General features: G+C 63.0%; 16 protein-coding genes. 8 read left to right on the forward strand and 8 right to left on the reverse strand.

The features are described 5' to 3' along the window. The first annotated feature begins 84 nt into the window (after positions 1–84). Entirely contained in the window at positions 85–1803 is a 1719-nt protein-coding gene (locus AC1DJO_RS21045) for an adenylate/guanylate cyclase domain-containing protein (protein WP_477972813.1), read from the forward strand. After that, positions 1803–2681 carry an FkbM family methyltransferase gene (locus AC1DJO_RS21050; protein WP_112386654.1) on the forward strand — a complete coding sequence of 293 codons (879 nt, stop codon included), beginning with the start codon at positions 1803–1805 and terminating at the stop codon, positions 2679–2681. Before AC1DJO_RS21045 ends, AC1DJO_RS21050 begins: the two co-directional genes overlap by 1 nt. On the opposite strand, the gene AC1DJO_RS21055 is transcribed toward AC1DJO_RS21050, so the two are convergent. Then, positions 2678–3583 carry an NAD(P)/FAD-dependent oxidoreductase gene (locus AC1DJO_RS21055; RefSeq protein ID WP_112538735.1) on the reverse strand — a complete coding sequence of 302 codons (906 nt, stop codon included), beginning with the start codon at positions 3581–3583 and terminating at the stop codon, positions 2678–2680. The two genes, AC1DJO_RS21050 and AC1DJO_RS21055, sit on opposite strands and share 4 nt — an antisense overlap. A gap of 128 nt (positions 3584–3711) precedes the next feature. Here AC1DJO_RS21055 and AC1DJO_RS21060 point away from each other — a divergent pair, with 128 nt between their 5' ends. After that, positions 3712–4176: an Rrf2 family transcriptional regulator gene (locus AC1DJO_RS21060; protein ID WP_112386746.1), complete on the forward strand. Its 465-nt coding sequence runs from the start codon at positions 3712–3714 to the stop codon at positions 4174–4176. A gap of 3 nt (positions 4177–4179) precedes the next feature. Here AC1DJO_RS21060 and AC1DJO_RS21065 read toward each other — a convergent pair whose 3' ends face one another. Beyond that, the gene (locus AC1DJO_RS21065) at positions 4180–4659 is read right to left on the reverse strand and encodes a class I SAM-dependent methyltransferase (RefSeq protein WP_112386656.1); all 480 of its coding nucleotides are present in this window, start codon (positions 4657–4659) and stop codon (positions 4180–4182) included. 123 nt (positions 4660–4782) lie between these two features. Between AC1DJO_RS21065 and AC1DJO_RS21070 the strand changes: the two genes are divergently transcribed. The 4 genes from AC1DJO_RS21070 to AC1DJO_RS21085 all read left to right on the forward strand — a co-directional run bounded on the left by AC1DJO_RS21070 (position 4783) and on the right by AC1DJO_RS21085 (position 9839). Continuing rightward, the gene (locus AC1DJO_RS21070; protein WP_477972815.1) at positions 4783–5961 is read left to right on the forward strand and encodes a DUF3095 domain-containing protein; all 1179 of its coding nucleotides are present in this window, start codon (positions 4783–4785) and stop codon (positions 5959–5961) included. Between the two features lie 125 nt (positions 5962–6086). Next, positions 6087–7196 carry an ABC transporter ATP-binding protein gene (locus tag AC1DJO_RS21075; protein WP_112386658.1) on the forward strand — a complete coding sequence of 370 codons (1110 nt, stop codon included), beginning with the start codon at positions 6087–6089 and terminating at the stop codon, positions 7194–7196. Next, the gene (locus AC1DJO_RS21080) at positions 7189–8148 is read left to right on the forward strand and encodes an ABC transporter substrate-binding protein (protein WP_112386659.1); all 960 of its coding nucleotides are present in this window, start codon (positions 7189–7191) and stop codon (positions 8146–8148) included. Before AC1DJO_RS21075 ends, AC1DJO_RS21080 begins: the two co-directional genes overlap by 8 nt. 11 nt (positions 8149–8159) lie before the next feature. Next, entirely contained in the window at positions 8160–9839 is a 1680-nt protein-coding gene (locus tag AC1DJO_RS21085) for an ABC transporter permease (RefSeq protein WP_477972817.1), read from the forward strand. Here AC1DJO_RS21085 and AC1DJO_RS21090 read toward each other — a convergent pair. Continuing rightward, positions 9836–10603 carry an SDR family oxidoreductase gene (locus AC1DJO_RS21090; protein ID WP_112386661.1) on the reverse strand — a complete coding sequence of 256 codons (768 nt, stop codon included), beginning with the start codon at positions 10601–10603 and terminating at the stop codon, positions 9836–9838. The genes AC1DJO_RS21085 and AC1DJO_RS21090 overlap by 4 nt on opposite strands. Positions 10604–10719: 116 nt before the next feature. Between AC1DJO_RS21090 and AC1DJO_RS21095 the strand changes: the two genes are divergently transcribed. Next, positions 10720–11205: a GNAT family N-acetyltransferase gene (locus AC1DJO_RS21095; RefSeq protein WP_112386662.1), complete on the forward strand. Its 486-nt coding sequence runs from the start codon at positions 10720–10722 to the stop codon at positions 11203–11205. A 3-nt stretch (positions 11206–11208) separates the two neighbouring features. Here AC1DJO_RS21095 and AC1DJO_RS21100 read toward each other — a convergent pair whose 3' ends face one another. The 5 genes from AC1DJO_RS21100 to AC1DJO_RS21120 form a co-directional block, all read right to left on the reverse strand. Next, positions 11209–11925 (reverse strand): ABC transporter ATP-binding protein, encoded by a 717-nt coding sequence (locus tag AC1DJO_RS21100; protein ID WP_112386663.1) that lies wholly within the window; start codon positions 11923–11925, stop codon positions 11209–11211. Further along, positions 11906–12670, reverse strand: coding sequence for an ABC transporter ATP-binding protein (locus AC1DJO_RS21105; protein WP_112444355.1), 765 nt, complete (start codon positions 12668–12670; stop codon positions 11906–11908). The genes AC1DJO_RS21100 and AC1DJO_RS21105 overlap by 20 nt, the downstream gene beginning before the upstream one ends. Further along, entirely contained in the window at positions 12667–13674 is a 1008-nt protein-coding gene (locus AC1DJO_RS21110; protein WP_310290149.1) for a branched-chain amino acid ABC transporter permease, read from the reverse strand. The genes AC1DJO_RS21105 and AC1DJO_RS21110 overlap by 4 nt, the downstream gene beginning before the upstream one ends. A 1-nt stretch (position 13675) precedes the next feature. Beyond that, positions 13676–14539, reverse strand: a complete 864-nt coding sequence (locus tag AC1DJO_RS21115) for a branched-chain amino acid ABC transporter permease (RefSeq protein ID WP_112386665.1) — start codon at positions 14537–14539, stop codon at positions 13676–13678. Between the two features lie 230 nt (positions 14540–14769). After that, entirely contained in the window at positions 14770–15942 is a 1173-nt protein-coding gene (locus AC1DJO_RS21120; RefSeq protein WP_112386667.1) for an ABC transporter substrate-binding protein, read from the reverse strand. Between the last annotated feature and the right edge of the window lie 67 nt (positions 15943–16009).

Here is a 16009-nt window from a genome sequence, read left to right on the forward strand (position 1 = left end):
GATCGCAGTTGAAGAAGGCGGCATTCCGCTTCTCTTCGAACATCTCTATTGCATAAGAGATTCGATCTTCAAGAACGGGAATGAATGGCCGCCGTCGCAGACACAAGCATTTTCCCCGAGCGGAACATCCGGCGTGCCCGGCTGGGCGCCGGGCTGATCATGTTCCTGTTCGTGACGCTGCATCTGTCGAACCATGCGCTCGGCCTGATTTCGGTCGGAGCCGCCGAAGATGGCCGCCGGCTGTTCATGATGCTGTGGCGTAACCCGGTCGGGACGGTTGCTCTTTATGGCGCCATCCTCACCCACATGACGCTGGCGCTGCGCTCGCTTTATATCCGGCGCAGCCTCGTCATGCCAAAGGGTGAGCTGGCGCAGATCGCCCTCGGCCTGGCCATACCACTGATCATCATGGACCATGTGATCGGCACGCGCATCGTCCACGAGCTGTTTCACTACTCCGACAACTACGAAACGATCGTCAGTCTGTTGTGGATCAATTCGCCAAGTTCGGGTGTGCGCCAGGCACTTGCGGTCGTCGTCGTCTGGACCCACGGATGCATCGGCCTGCATTTCTGGCTGCGCTATCGCCCGTGGTATCAGGCTTTTTCGCCGCTGCTTCTGGCTTTGGCAATCCTGCTTCCGGTGCTCGCCCTTCTCGGCTTTGCCGAAATGGGCCGGACGATCGCCGAGCCTGCCTATGAGGGTCTCGTCGATACCGGCCACTATCTGCAGAACCTGAACCGCCGCTACTATTCCGACCCGGAAGCGCAAAGGCAGATCGCCTTGATCCGCGCCGGTCTCTACAGCAGCTTTTCGCTGGCGCTGCTCTCGGTCGTCCTCGCCCGCAGCCTGCGCAAATGGAAGGAAGCCACCGATCAGATCGCCGTCCACTACCCGGCTGGTGAGACCATCCATGTGCCGCGCGGCTTCACCGTGCTGGAGGCGAGCCGTCTTGGCGGCTTGCCGCATTATTCTGTCTGCGGCGGCAAAGGGCAGTGTTCCACCTGCCGCGTGCAGATCCTCAGCGACTATGAGAGCCTGCCGCCACCCGACAAAATGGAACAGACGACGCTCCGGCGGATCAATGCCGCCCCGGATGTCCGGCTTGCCTGCCAGCTGCGGCCGAACCATGACCTGACCGTCGTGCCGCTGCTGATCCCGGCAACGGAGGCGACTCTACCTGCCAACACGCAGGAAACGAGCCCCGGCCGCGAGCGGGATATCGCGGTACTCTTCTGCGACATGCGCAATTTCACGGCGCTGACGGAGCCCCGTCTTCCCTTCGATATCGTCTTCCTGCTGAACCGCTATTTCGCGCTGGTCGGCAAGGCTGTCGAGCAGGCCGGCGGCCGCGTCGACAAGTTCATCGGGGACGGCGCCATGGCGCTGTTCGGCATCAACACCTCGCCGGAAGAGGGCTGCAGGCAGGCGCTGAAGGCGGCCGCGACCATCGCCGAAGAGATCGAGAAGCTCGGTCATGAACTGGCCGAGGAGCTGTCGATCCCGTTGCAGATCGCTATCGGCATCCACACCGGTCCGGCAGTCGTCGGCACGATGGGATACGGCCGCGTCCGCAGCCTGACCGCCGTCGGCGATACCGTCAACGTCGCCAGCCGCCTCGAGCATGCCGCCAAGGAATTCGACGCGGCGATCGTCATTTCCGAACCAGTCGCCGAGCGCGCCGGCGCCGACATGACCGGCATCGAAAGCCACGAGATCAACGTCCGCGGCCGGGCGCTGCCGCTGAAGGTCTTCGTGATTCCCAAGGACAAGGCGGCGCTGCCGCTGCAAGGAAAAGCCTGATGGCCGCCAATGCGCTGCTGACGCAAAAATACTGGATCAAGCGGCTTCGCAAGATGCGCAATGCCACTGCTGCCCGCTTCTTCGATACCCGCCTTGGCCGCCGTCTGCTGATCGAAAGCATCGGGCCGCGGGTACTGACGATGACCGTCGATGCCGGCGACCACCGCATGACCTTTTCGCCATCCGACTATATCGGCCGCAAGGTCTTCCGGAAGGGGCATTTCGAGCGTGATCATGTCGACCGGTTGCTGGCCGTGCTCCGGGAGCGCGGCCTGTCGCGCAAAGACAGCGTGCTGCTGGAACTCGGCGGCAATATCGGCACCCAGACCGTCTATTTCGCGCTGAGCGGCGCCTATTCCCGCATTGTCAGCGTCGAGCCGGATCCGCGCAACTTTCCCCTGCTGCAGACGAATATCCGCCAGAACCGGCTGGACGGGATCGTCACACCGGTCAATTGTGCCGCAGGAGAGATGGCAGGCGAGATCGACTTCTTCATGAACGCCGCCAATCATGGCAAGAGCAGCGCGATTAGACAGAGCCCGTCCGATATCAAGATCAGCGTTCCCGTCCGCCCGGTCGCGGCAATCCTTGGCGATCTCGGCCTCGAACAGAGCGCCGTCGGTCTGGTCTGGATGGATATCGAGGGATACGAGCCCGTCGCCTGCCGCTCGATGACCGAGCTGATGAAGCGGCGCGTGCCTCTATACATGGAGTTCACGCCGCTCTTTTACGGCCCGGATCAGACCCGCGATTTCATCTCCACCCTGGCTTCCTTCTACGAGAACTGCCTCGTGTTTTTCGAGGAGGGCGAGCAGCAGATGAAAGTGCGCGAGCTGCCCGGCGGTATCGACCAGTACGACGTGCTGTTTCTACCCTAATGCGCCATACCCAGCGCCAGCGAGTGGTGGCAATGGACGCCGGCAAGCACGCCGGAGGCTGAGGCCAGTGTGGCGTTGTGCATCGGGTTCGTCGCGTCGCCTGCGGCGTAGACGCCTTTCACTGTGGTTTCCTTGCGCTCATCGAGACGAATGACAGGGCCAAGCGGCGCATCGTCAAATTCGCAGCCGAGCTGTTCGGCAAGCGGGGTGGCCATCGATACTTTGGGCGCGACGAAGATCGCCGAGAGCGGTACGACACGGCCATCCTGAAGCCTGACAGCCTCGAGATCTGGCGCGGTGCCGAGGAATTCGACGATCGGGCTGCTTTCGACGCGAACCTGACGGGCCGCCAGTTGCGCCAGCTGCTCCTGATCAGGCTCGACGAGGCCCTGCGAGAAATAGGTGGCCGGACCCCAATCCGGGATCAGCAGCGCCGCGTGAATCGAGAAGGGATGACTGCCGAGCACGCCGAGCGCACGATCGCGCACCTCGTATCCGTGGCAATAGGGGCAATGAAGCGCCGAGCGGCCCCAGCGTGCGGCAAGCCCCGGAATATCCGGCAGCGTATCCCTGACGCCTGTCGCCAGCAGCAACCGGTCGGCGCTGAACTGCCGTCCATCCGCCAGCACCACATTGAATTTGCCACCGGTCTTTTCGGCGGTGATCGCTTCCCCTTCGGCGAAGCTCACCGTCGGATAGGCCGAAAGCTGGCGCTTGCCCTCCAGCATGATCGCGGCCGGGGTCATGCCGTCCTGGCCGAGAAACCCGTGCGATGCCTCGGCGAAGCGATTGCGCGGACGCCCGGCATCGATCAGCAGGATGCTGCGGCGGGCGCGGGCGAGCTGCATGGCGGCGGAGAGCCCGGCAAAATTGCCGCCGATGACGATTGCTTCATAATGCATGATGTCGCTCCTTCTTGCATTTCACGCATCTACATAAGTTACGTGAAATGATGTCGTCAAGTCCTACGTCACTTGTGTTGTTACGAATGGCATGGGATAGTGCGGAGTAGACGCATACGAGGATGATGATGAGAAGTGACAGCCGCCTGTCCCGCATGCTGCATGTGCTGCTCCACATGGATCGGTATCAGAAACCGGTGACATCCGAGATGATCGCCGGGATGCTGAGCACCAATCCCGTTGTCGTCCGCCGCACCATGGCGGGGCTCAGGGATCAGGGATATGTGCGCTCGGAGAAGGGTCATCATGGTGGCTGGACGCTGGTCAAGCCACTGTCCGAGATCGCCCTGCTCGATGTCTATCAGGCGATCGGCGAGCCGGAGCTGTTCGCCATCGGTCCGGCATCCGATCATCCGGAATGCCTGGTCGAACAGGCGGTCAACAATGCCGTCGGCGACACCTTGCGGGAGGCCGAGGCGCTGATCCTCGCCCGGCTGAAAGCGGTGACGCTCGGCGATCTCGCCGGCGAATTCGAGCGCCGCTACGCGAAGCTCGGCGCGTCCGGCCCAATGCCGGAGATCTGTAGCGACTGAAAGCTATGTGCGGCGGTAGAGGAAATAACGCCCGGATTTGATGCCGTCAGGCAGCGGCAGGGGATCGAGTTCAGGCCGGTCGAGCGGCAGGCCGGAGACGGCAATGCCGCCGGAGCGCAGAACCCCGGCCATCAGCTGCGGCAGCCAGGTCAGGGTCACGGCATCGATATCGTCGTGACCGGTGCCGATATCGGCATGCGCAAGCGCCGCGTTGACGCCGAGAAAACGCTGCCCCGTCTCGCGGATATCGCCGGTCACCATATCTTCGGCGGGCGGCGTCGAGGCGGAATAGGAGCGGACCTCGCGGTCGAAGGCGATGATGCGGCGGCCGGCGAAAATCTCGCGTAGATGGTCGTAGGTCCGTCCGTTGCCGAGGCCGAATTCGATGACCGGGCCCTCAAGCGGCCCGACCAGACCGACGATCGAATTCAAGATATCGCGCTGAGCCGTCAGGCGGCGGATGAAGCTGTCGAGGCGGCTCATCTATGTCCTTGTCCGTCATTCATTTATCTTGCGGTGCTATCACACGAAACTGTGCGAAGTCGATTGCCGTAACTCCTGAAATGGCGTTGCCGCCGCTACAACTGTCTGTGATAAGGTCGGGTCATGAGCGCCGCTTCCAACGATCAGTTCTTTGCTTCCGTGCCGGTCTTTGCCGAGTTCAAGGGTGTGGCCGATACTGGCAATTACCGCCCCCTGCCCGAGGGATGGATCCTGGCGCTGGCCGACATCGTCGGCTCCACCAAGGCGATCGGTGACGGGCGCTACAAGGACGTCAACATGGCGGGCGCTTCGGTGATTTCCGCCGTGCTGAACGCTGTCGGAAAGGGTGACTTTCCCTTCGTCTTCGGCGGCGACGGTGCGATGATCGCCCTGCCTGCATCGCATGAGGATGCTGCCCGCGCGGCACTTGCCGCGGTCCAGGTCTGGGTGAGGGAAGATCTCGTCCTCGACCTGCGGACCGCGATCGTTCCCGTTGCCGATATCCGCAAGGAAGGGCTGGATGTGCGCGTTGCCCGCTATTCGGCAAGCCCCTACGTGACCTACGCAATGTTTGCCGGCGGGGGCAACAGTTGGGCCGAAAAGCAGATGAAATCGGGACGCTACGGCGTTGCCGCAGCCCCCGCGGGCACCCGGCCGGATTTGGCCGGTCTCTCCTGCCGCTGGAACCCGATCGAGGCCGAGAACGGGGAAATCGTCTCGATCATCGCCGTTCCCGGTGAAGCGGGCTCCGGTCCGGAGTTCCAGTCGCTGGTCACCGCCATCGTCGCCATCTCGTCGGAACAAGGCCGCGGCGGCCATCCAGTGCCTGCAGACGGCCCGGACCTGTCTTTCTCGAGGAAGGGCATCGAGCGCGAGGCCAAGGCAACCGCGGCGCCTGGCAGGCAATGGCGCCAAAAACTGTTCATCATGCTGCAGCTGGCACTGACCGTGATTTTCTTCAAGCTGTGCATCCCCTTCGGCAGGTTCGACGCGCGTCAATACAAGCGCGACGTCGCCGGAAATTCCGATTTCCGCAAATTCGACGACGGACTGAAAATGACGATCGATGTCGATAGCGCGCGGTTCGAGCGGATCGAAGCCCTGCTCAAGGAGGCGCAGAGCAAGGGGATCGCCCGTTACGGCCTGCACCGGCAGGATTCGGCGCTGATGACCTGTTTCGTGCCGACGCCGATGTCGCGCGACCACATCCATTTCATCGACGGCGCCAGCGGCGGCTATGCGGTCGCCGCCAGCAAGATATCGGGCAAGACATTGGGGCCGATCGAATTGCTGGATCGCTGACCACCGGACCTCGCGTCCAAGAGCGCATCAACCCATTGTCATGAAACTGAAATCGAACTGTCGCAAAGCTGTCATCCGGCCTGCCTAAATGTCGCCGTAATTTCTGAAGCGACATCCGGTTCCCCATGAACGCCCCCGCAATTCCGTCGAATACCGCCGTTTCCGCGGCCGGGCTCGAATTGAGCTATGGGCAGACGCGCATCCTCAAGGGGATCGACATCTCTCTTCGCAAGGGTGAGACATTGGCGCTGCTTGGCCCATCAGGCTGCGGCAAGACCACGCTGCTCAGGCTTGTCGCCGGCCTGCTGGCGCCGACGAGGGGCCATATCGCCATTACCGGGCAGCGCGTTGCAGGCGAGGGCACCTTCGTGCCTCCGGAGCGCCGCGGGCTGGGCATGGTCTTCCAAGATTATGCGCTCTGGCCACATCTGACGGTTGGCGGCAATGTCTCGTTTCCGCTTGAAATGCGCGGCGTCGGAAAGGCCGAGCGCCGGGAGCGGACGATGCGGGCGCTGGACAAGGTCGGGCTTGCAGCCTTTGCCGACCGCCGTCCGAGCGATCTTTCCGGCGGCCAGCAGCAGCGCGTGGCGATCGCCCGTGCCATCGTTGCCGAGCCGCAGCTGATCCTTTTCGATGAGCCGCTTTCGAACCTCGATCGCGAGCTGCGCGAAAACATGGTCGGTGAGCTTGCTGATCTGATTGCGACATTGGGGCTGACGGCGATCTACGTCACCCACGATCACAGCGAGGCGCTGACGCTTGCCGATCACGTTGCGGTGATGCGCGGCGGGCTGATCGAGCAGCTTGCTTCACCCGATATGCTGATCGAGCGCCCTGCGACGCCTGAGGTTGCCGACTTCCTGCGGCTCGGCTGTCTGGCCGATATCGAGCGCCGCGGTGCGATCTGGTTTTTCAAGGACAGCGATGTGGCGTTAATGCCGGCCGAAGAGGCGGCGGCGCGCAGCGCCCGCATCCTGATCCCGACCGCCGGGATTTCCGCATCTGGAGACGCCCCCGATCGTCTGAGCGCCGAAGTGCTGCGTTCGCAGTTTCGCGGCGACGGCCATCTGGCCACGGTTTCGCTCGCCGGGTTGCCTGGCGTCGAGCTGCAGGTGCTCAGCCGTCTCAAGCTGCGCCCCGGCGAACGCATAGGCCTTGCCGTCGATCCCACGCAGATCCGCTTTTTTGAACAGACTGCCGATAATTCAAAACAGGAGAGACTCGAAAATGTTTAAGTCTTTGAAGAGCATCACTTTTGGCGTGGTTGCTGCCGCGCTTATGGCGGGCGTCGCCCATGCCGACGTCACCGTTTACACCGCTGGCCCGCAGAGCCTGATCGACAAGCTGTCGGCTGGCTTCACCGCTCAGACCGGCGTCAAGGTCAATGTTTTCCAGGCAACGACCGGCAAGGTCATGGCCCGTATCGAAGCCGAAGCTGCAAACCCGGTCGTCGATGTCGTCATCTCGGCTTCCTGGGATACGGCAAACGATTTCGCCAAGCGCGGCTGGCTCGTCAATTATGCAAGCCCGAACGCTGCCAAGGTTCCTGATTTCCTGAAGTCGGAAGGCGCCGTTGCGCAAGGCATTTCGGCTCTGGGCATCGTCTGGAACTCGAAGAGCGGCACGCCAAAGCCGTCTGAATGGGCCGATCTCGCGAAGTCTGAATACAAGGACCTCGTCAACATTCCGGATCCCGCGCAGTCTGGCTCGTCCTTCGAGCTGACCGCCGCTCTCGGTGGCCAAGACGACTGGAAGCTGTTCAAGGATCTGAAGGCCAACGGTGCCATCATCGCCGGTGCCAATGCTGACGCCCTCAACCCGGTTCTGCAGGGTGCCAAGGCCGTTGTCTTCGGCGCGGTCGACTACATCGCGCTTGCCGCCCAGAAGAAGGGCGAGAATATCGAAGTCGTGTTCCCGGCTTCGGGCACCGTCATCGCGCCGCGCCCGGCTATGATCATGAACTGGTCCAAGAACCAGGACGATGCCAAGAAGTTCATCGACTACATGCTCTCGGACGAAGGCCAGAAGCTCGTTGCCGGTGAGATGCTGATGCCGTCGCGCACCGATATTGCGGCTGCCCGCCCGCTGATCAGCGATCTGAAGCTCCTGAAGTATGATACGGCCGCCGTTTACGGCAAGCGTAAGGAAACGCTGAAGTCCTTCGCAGAACTCTACGGCGCCAAGTAAGGTCTGACGAGATGAAAGCGAACGGCATCGGCGGCACGGCTCCGGCCGCCTGGCTGGCAACAGCGGGTCTCATCCTCGTCGTTGCCGTTCCCTTCATCGCCGTCGTCCTGCAAGGCATCTTTCCCCAACTTGGACGGGGCTCGTTTGGGAGCCCCTTCTCCTCGCTCTACGCGACGCTTGCCGATAGCTCGCTGATCCGAATGGGCGGCAATACCATCCTGCTCGGCGCGTGCGTCGTCCTGGCTTCGGCGCTCGTTGCCGTGCCGCTCGGCGTCTTTCGCGCCCTCTACCGCATCCCCTTCGCGACCCTCTGCGATGTGGTGCTACTCGTCCCCTTCATGATCCCGCCTTATATCGCCACACTCGGCTGGATCATGACGCTGCAGCCGCGCGGCTATCTTGAGCAGCTTGCCGGCTTCAACCTGGCGCCCTTCCTGTTCTCGCTGGCCGGCATGACCGTGGTCATGGCCTTCAACACGTTCCCGGTCGTCTATTTCGCGGTGTCGCGCACTGTCGAGGCCGTCGGTGCCCGCTATGCCGATGTCGGCCGTGTTTTCGGCGCCAGCCCGGCGCGCGCCTTCTGGCGCATCACCCTGCCGCTCTCCGCACCCGGCCTGACGGCCAGCCTGATGCTCGTCTTCGCCGCAGCGATCGAAGAATACGGCACGCCCGCGGCACTTGGCCGCCGGGTCGGCTTCCAGGTGCTGGTGACGGGCATCGACCTTCGCGTCACCGACTGGCCGATCGATCTGCCGGGCGCTGCGATCCTCTCGCTGGTGCTCGTCGCCATGTCGCTCGCCACCTTCCTGCTGCAGCGCTGGATTCTGGCGCGCCGCTCCTACCAGACGGTTGGAGGCAAGCCGACCGCGAAAGACAAGCGGCCGCTCGGCGCGCTGAAGGTCCCGGTCATGATCAGCTTTGCCGTTGTCGCTTTCCTCGCGACAGGCGTGCCGCTTTTGGCGATCCTTGCAACCGCGCTGGCGCGCACCATTTCCGGCGGTCTTGCGCTCGACAATGTCAGCCTCGACAATTTCATCGCCGTTTTCAGCAACAGTGCCGGTGCCGTCACCGCGCTGATCAACAGTTTCTCGCTCGGCATCGGCACGGCTGTTATCACCGGCCTCGTCGGCGTCACCGCCGCTTATACCGTCGTGAAGACGAAGATGCGGGGCCGGATGGTGATCGATATCATGACCATCCTGCCGAACGCGCTGCCCGGCATCGTCGTCGCTGTCGGGCTGATCCTCGCCTGGAACATGCCGGGCCTGCCGTTCACGCCCTACAATACCGGCTTCATCCTGCTGCTCGCCTATTGCTGCATCCTGCTGCCGCAGCCGGTGCGCTACACCGCAGCCGCCTTCCAGCAGATCGGTGACAATCTGGAAGCCGCCGCCCGCGTCTGCGGCGCCAGCGGCACCGTGGCCTTCCGGCGCATTCTGCTGCCGCTGGTCTTCCCGAGCCTTGCCTCCTCGATGCTGCTGGTCTTTGCACTGGCCTCGCGCGAGCTTGTCGCATCCGTCGTCGTCGCCCCGGTCGGAATGCAGACGATCGCCACCTTCATCTGGCGGCAGTTCGAGCAGGGTTCGATCGGCCTCGGCATGGCCATGGCCTTCATCGCCATCTGCATTACCACGCTGCTGCCGCTCATCCTGATGCGGCTGATGCGGCGCGGAAATATCGCCGCCGATTAGAGACTGGTGGTGATCCCGCCATCGACCATCAGCATATGGCCGTTGACGAAGGACGAAGCCTCCGAGGACAGGAATACCGCAGCACCCACCAGCTCCTCGACATTGCCCCAGCGCCCGGCCGGCGTGCGCCCTTCCAGCCAGCTGGAAAATTTCGGATCATCGACCAGCGCCTGGTTCAGTGGCGTCTTGAAATATCCGGGCGCAATCGCGTTCACCTGCAGACCGTACTTGGCCCAATCCGTCGCCATGCCGCGCGTCAGGTTCTTCACCGCGCCTTTCGTCGCCGTATAGGGCGCGATGCTCGGGCGGGCGAGTTCGGCCTGAACCGAAGCGATGTTGATGATCTTGCCGCGTCCGCGGCTAATCATCGCCTTGGCGACCGGCTGGCTGACATAGAAGACGCTGGAGACATTGGTCTTGAAGATCTCGTCCCACTTCTCGACCGGAAAATCTTCGAGCGGCGTGCGAAACTGCATGCCGGCATTGTTGATGAGGATATCGATCGGCCCGATTTCCTCTTCGATATAGGCAATGCCGCCGCGCGCCGCCTGCGCGTCCGTAACGTCGAAGGCGGCGCTCAGCGCATGATGACCCTTGCCCCGGATCACTTCCGCCGCCTCCGAAGCCTTGCTGGCGTTGCGGCCGTTGATGACCACGGACGCCCCATGCTCGGCCAGCCCGAGTGCCAGCGCATAGCCGATGCCCTGGCTGGAGCCGGTGATCAACGCACGTTTTCCGGTGAGGTCGAATAGGGGGAAGGACAAGCGGGATACTCCTCTTTGGCCTGCGATCAAAGAGGAGTCGGCTCGCCAATGCAAGCCGCGGCTTTGACGCAAGTGTTGCTATTTGCTACCCGATTTGCTGCTATTAGAGGACAGCGATGAAGCTTCGCGAAGAAACCGCAGCCGATATTCCGCTCATCCGGGCGCTGATAACCCGTGCCTTTGCGCCGATGCCATTCAGCAGTCAGACGGAGGCGGCGATTGTCGACGCCTTACGCGACCGCGGTAAGCTCAGTGTCTCACTGATTGCCGAAGATGAAGGGAATGTCGTCGGCCATGTTGCATTCTCCCCAGTGGCGATCGATGGCGCCGATCTCGGCTGGTACGGGCTCGGCCCTATTGCCGTTGCACCGGAATGGCAGGGACAGGGAATTGGACGCGCGCTGATGGACGCGGGCCTGGCGCTTGGTGCCAGAGGCTGCGTTCTGCTTGGTGATCCGGCTTTCTACAGCCGCTTCGGCTTCCAGGCAGATGCGAAACTAACGCTTCCGGGCGTCCCGGCCGAGTATTTTCAGGCAGCGACTTTCAGCGGTGACACACCGTCGGGCGAGGTGACATATGACGAGGGCTTTTCCGCGAGCTGAGCGTTAGTGCAGCCCACCTACGCCGAGCAGCCGTTCCACCGAACCATGATCCTCAGACAGCGCTGCCGGCGTGCCACTCCAGGCGAGCCTTCCGCGTTCCAGGATGATGACCTGGTCGGCGAAATCGAGCGCGCTCTGGATGCGCTGCTCGACCAGAACGATTGTCATATCTCCGGTCTTGGCGAGTTCGGCAAAGGCAGCCATCAGTTCCTCGCAGATGACGGGCGCCAGGCCCTCGAGTGGCTCGTCCAGCAGCAGCACCGAAGGGCGGCCGAGGATCGAGCGGGCGGTGGAGAGCATTTGCTGCTCGCCGCCGGAAAGCTGGTTGCCGAGATTGCGGCGGCGTTCCTTGAGGCGCGGAAACATCTGGTAGGCTTCGTCGAGCGCTGTCTTCGGGCGTCCCTTGAGGCCGACGAAGAGGTTTTCCTCGACGGTCAGTGTCGGAAAGACGCAGCGCGCCTGGGGCACGAAGCCCAGCCCCTGATGCGCGCGTGCGGCGCTCGGCATCGCCGTCACGTCGGTCGAACCCAGCCGGATGCGGCCGTCATAGCGTTTCGTCTGCCCGGCAAGGGTAGCGAGCAGCGTCGTCTTGCCCATGCCGTTGCGGCCAAGCACGGCGAGGCGGGCGCCTGCCGGGACCGAAAAGGACACGCCTTCGAGAACGCGGGTCGGGCCGTAGCCGGCCGACAGGTTTTCCACCTCAAGCGGCGTGGCTGGCATTGGCATAGCTCCCGAGATAAGCCTCGCGCACGCGGGCATCCTTGGTGACGTCGGCGGGCGAGCCGTCGAAGATGATGGCGCCGGCGGCAAGCACGATGACGCGCCTGGCGAAGCGGAAGACGAGGTCCATGTCGTGCTCGATCATCAGCACCGCGAGATCGGCAGGCAGATCGGCCAGCGCCTGTTCGATGCGGCCGGTATCGCTCTGCGGCACACCGGCGGCGGGTTCATCGAGCAGCAGCACCTTCGGCTTCAAGGCCATGGCGACGGCGATCTCCAGCAGGCGCTGCTGGCCATAGGCGATCTCGCTGACCTTGCGGTGCATGAGGCCTGTCAGCCCCAGCGTCTGCAACATGCCCGCAACTTCGTCCATGACGCCGGGCATCGACAGGAAGTTTCCGAACATCCGGCCGGTCTTCCCGTCGCGCTGCAGGATGGCAAGTGCGACATGTTCGGCTGGCGTCATCTCCTGGAAAAGGCGGGTCACCTGGAAGGAACGGACCAGACCGCGTTTCACGCGCCCGGCCGCATCGACCTTCGTCACCGTCTCGCCGCCGAGGCGGACTTCGCCGGAATCGGGGGCCAGATTGCCGGTGACCAGATTGACGAAGGTGGTCTTGCCGGCACCGTTCGGCCCGATCAGCGCCACCCGGTCGCCCGGATGCATTGCAATCGACACGTCGTTGGTGACGGCAAGGCCGCCGAAAGATTTCTTCAGGTTGGCGACTTCGAATACGGCGCTCATTCGCCTGCCTCCTTGCGACGAGAGAGGACGGCAGCAGCTGTGCCGTAGAGCCCCTTTGGTGCGAAGAGCACGACGGCGATCAGCAGTGCGCCGACCATCGTCAGCCAGTGGAACGGGTTGGCGGCTGAGACGTAGTCCTCGAACAGCATGAAGATGACGGTGCCGGAGAGTGCGCCAAACAGCGAGCCGGTGCCGCCGAGCACGAGCATGACCAGGCTTTCGGCCGAGAGCGTGAAGGACAGGCTGTCGAGGCCGACCACCTGCGTCGAGATCGCCGTCAGCGCGCCGCCGATGCCGGCCACCGCACCCGAGATGACATACATCTTCATCAGCGCAGCCTTCGGCGATGCGCCCATGGCACGGATGCGCAACGGGTCTTCCTTGATGCCGCGGCAGAGCATGCCGAAAGGCGAGCGCACCAGGAGGCGAAGCAGGATGAAGACGGCGAGCAGCAGGATAACGCCGAAGATATAGGCGGTATGCCCGTAGAGATCGAATTCGAAATAGCCGAGCACCGGATCGGCCGAAATACCGGAGAGACCGTCGCTGCCGCCGGTCCAGGAGGACGCCTTGTTGGCGAATTCATGGAACAGGTTGATCAGCGCGATCGACAGAACCAGCTGCGGCAAGCCGTGGGCGCGCAGGATGACGGCGCCGCAGATCAGACCGGCAATCGCGCCGCCGGCGATACCGGCAAGCGCCATCAGCAGCGGATCGGTGATCCCGTAATGGGCCGAGACGATACCGGCGGCATAAGCGCCGGAACCGAAGAGGGCTGCATGGCCGAGGGTCGCCACGCCGCAATAGCCGGTCACGAGATCGAGCGACAGAACGAGCAGCGCGATGGCGATGATGCGGGTCAGCAAAGCCAGATTATCAGGGAAAAGCAGATAGCCGATGGCGGCAAGCACGATGATTGCCGCAACGCCGGCGAAGTCTCTCCCCGCCGAGCGATGGCGGCGTGCGGCAGCGGCGGCCGTGTCAGTGTTCATGGCGAGCGTCATCCTATTTCGTCCTCCCGGCAAAACCACGCGGGAAGATGCAGATGATGGCGATGACGGCGAGATAGAAGAAAAACTCGCCGAACTCAGGCATCAGGTAGCGTCCTGTCGTATCGATGCCGCCGAGCACGAGACAGGCAATCAGCGCGCCTGGGATCGATCCCGCGCCGCCGACGGAGACGACGACGAGGAAGGTGACCATGTAGCGCAGCGCATAGTAGGGCTCGACCGGCAGCAGCTCCGCCCCAACAACGCCGCCGAACGCGGCAAGGCCAACGGCAACCGCGAAACTCAGCGCGTAGATGATCTCGGTGCGCACGCCGAGGGCCGCCGCCATCGATGCGTTGTCGACGGAGGCGCGCAGTTTCACCCCGAAACTCGTCCGTTCGATCGTGAACCACAGCGCGATGGCGACACCCAATCCGCAGACGATCGCGAAGAGGCGATGAATCGGGATGGTGCGGAAACCGAGATCGGCCGAACCCTGCAGCCCCTGCGGCAGCGGAATGGTCTTTAGCGTCGGACCCATCACATAGTTGGCGATGCCGATGATGCAGAAGGTGATGCCGATCGTCATCAGCACCTGCGTCAGCTCGGGCGCGCCATAGATGCGGCGGTAGAGGAAGCGTTCGATCGGGATGGCAATGATGATCGTGCCGATGACGGCGGCGATGACGCCGATGCCGTAGCCAAGCCCGAGATCGCGCACCGCATAGGACGCGATATAGCCGCCGATCATGGCAAAGGCGCCGTGGGCGAGATTGACGACGCGCATCAGGCCCATGGTGACGGACAGGCCGATCGAGATCACGAACAGCACCATTCCATAGGCCAGCGCATCGACGGCTATGCTGAAGACGGTTTGCATGGGTTTGGTGTGGTCCTTGTTCTATACGAGCGGCGACTAGCAGCCCTTGCGCCGCGTGGCCCCCTCATCCGCCCTTCGGGCCACCCCGGGGTCGAGCCGCTCGTCTCGACCCGTCCTTCGGACCCCCGATGGGGAGAAGGGAAATTGGAGCACCACGGTCGCTTCCCCTCTCCCCAGCGGGGAGAGGGTAGGGTGAGGGGGCTCACGGCACAACGTCGAAGTCGAAATCCTCACTTCACAGCGGCAAGGCCCGGATCGCCCTGCTTTTCGAAGGTCTGGATTTCCTTGTTGATGTATTTGCCGTCGGCATCCTTGGCGACTTCGCGCAGGTAGATGTTCTGCGTGATGTGGCGGCTATCGGGATCGATGGAAACAGGTCCGCGCGGGCTCACCCAGGCGAGACCCTTCACCGCTTCGACAGCCTTTGCCGCGTCCTGCTTGCCGCCGGTTGCCTCGATCATCTTGTAGATGACATGCATGCCGTCATAGGCGCCGACAGCCGGGAAGGTCAGTTCGGCGGGGTTGCCGATCGTCTTGCCGGCGGCTTCGACGAAGGCCTTGTTCTCGGGCGAGTCGTGGGAAACCGCGTAATGGAAGGTGGTCAGCATGCCGAGCGCCGCGTCGCCGAGTGCCGGAAGATCGGATTCCTGTGTCAGGTCGCCGGGGGCAAAGAGCTGGATGCCGCCGGTCTTCAGGCCGTTTTCGTTGTAAGCCTTGACGAAGCCGAGCGTCGTCGGGCCTGACGGCAGGAAGGCGAAGACGCCGGTCGCGCCAGAATCCTTGATGCGCTGCATGATCGGGCTGAAGTCGTTGGTCGCAAGCGGCATGCGGATCGCTTCCACGACCTCGCCGCCAGCCTTTTCGAAACCGGCCTTGAAGGCATTTTCCGCGTCGACGCCGGGGCCGTAGTCGCTGACGACGGAGATCACCTTCTTGACGCCCTTGTCGAAGGCGACCTGTGCCATCGGCGTCGAGGTCTGCCATGTCGTGAAAGAGGTGCGTACCACGAGCGGGCTCTTGGTGACGATCGCCGACGTCGCGGCGTTCATGATGACCAGCGGTGTGTTGGCCTCCTTCAGGATCGGGGTGACGGCCATGGCGTCAGGCGTGAAATAGAAGCCGGCCAGATACTGGACCTTTTCCTTGACGACCAGTTCCTGGGCAAGCGCCTTCGACTGCGCCGGATCAGCGGCGGGCAGGTCGCGATAGATGACCTCGACCGTGTTGTCGCCGATCTTGGCGCCATTGGTCGCCATATAGGCGTCGATGCCTGCCTTGAAGTTCTTGCCCTGCAGGGCGAACGGACCGGAAAAGGGTCCGACAACGCCGACCTTGATCGTATCCGCATAGGCGCCCGAGCCCATGAGCATGGCCGCAGCGGCGGCCAGAAGCAGCTTCTTCATTCTTCTCTCTCCCTTTTTCGGCGTACTCCAGCGCCGTATTAGCTCGCAGCTAAAACTTTTCGCGCTA

This window comes from Rhizobium sp. 05N430, from assembly GCF_056396985.1.

Coding starts and splice junctions, on each gene's coding strand:
- AC1DJO_RS21105 (WP_112444355.1), bottom strand. CDS start 12,670: ATGAGCGCCGTATTCGAAGTCGCCAACCTGAAGAAATCTTTCGGCGGC.
- AC1DJO_RS21070 (WP_477972815.1), top strand. CDS start 4,783: ATGAGCGCCGCTTCCAACGATCAGTTCTTTGCTTCCGTGCCGGTCTTT.
- AC1DJO_RS21095 (WP_112386662.1), top strand. CDS start 10,720: ATGAAGCTTCGCGAAGAAACCGCAGCCGATATTCCGCTCATCCGGGCG.
- AC1DJO_RS21055 (WP_112538735.1), bottom strand. CDS start 3,583: ATGCATTATGAAGCAATCGTCATCGGCGGCAATTTTGCCGGGCTCTCC.
- AC1DJO_RS21110 (WP_310290149.1), bottom strand. CDS start 13,674: ATGACGCTCGCCATGAACACTGACACGGCCGCCGCTGCCGCACGCCGC.
- AC1DJO_RS21045 (WP_477972813.1), top strand. CDS start 85: ATGGCCGCCGTCGCAGACACAAGCATTTTCCCCGAGCGGAACATCCGG.
- AC1DJO_RS21100 (WP_112386663.1), bottom strand. CDS start 11,925: ATGCCAGCCACGCCGCTTGAGGTGGAAAACCTGTCGGCCGGCTACGGC.
- AC1DJO_RS21080 (WP_112386659.1), top strand. CDS start 7,189: ATGTTTAAGTCTTTGAAGAGCATCACTTTTGGCGTGGTTGCTGCCGCG.
- AC1DJO_RS21120 (WP_112386667.1), bottom strand. CDS start 15,942: ATGAAGAAGCTGCTTCTGGCCGCCGCTGCGGCCATGCTCATGGGCTCG.
- AC1DJO_RS21115 (WP_112386665.1), bottom strand. CDS start 14,539: ATGCAAACCGTCTTCAGCATAGCCGTCGATGCGCTGGCCTATGGAATG.
- AC1DJO_RS21085 (WP_477972817.1), top strand. CDS start 8,160: ATGAAAGCGAACGGCATCGGCGGCACGGCTCCGGCCGCCTGGCTGGCA.
- AC1DJO_RS21050 (WP_112386654.1), top strand. CDS start 1,803: ATGGCCGCCAATGCGCTGCTGACGCAAAAATACTGGATCAAGCGGCTT.
- AC1DJO_RS21075 (WP_112386658.1), top strand. CDS start 6,087: ATGAACGCCCCCGCAATTCCGTCGAATACCGCCGTTTCCGCGGCCGGG.
- AC1DJO_RS21065 (WP_112386656.1), bottom strand. CDS start 4,659: ATGAGCCGCCTCGACAGCTTCATCCGCCGCCTGACGGCTCAGCGCGAT.
- AC1DJO_RS21060 (WP_112386746.1), top strand. CDS start 3,712: ATGAGAAGTGACAGCCGCCTGTCCCGCATGCTGCATGTGCTGCTCCAC.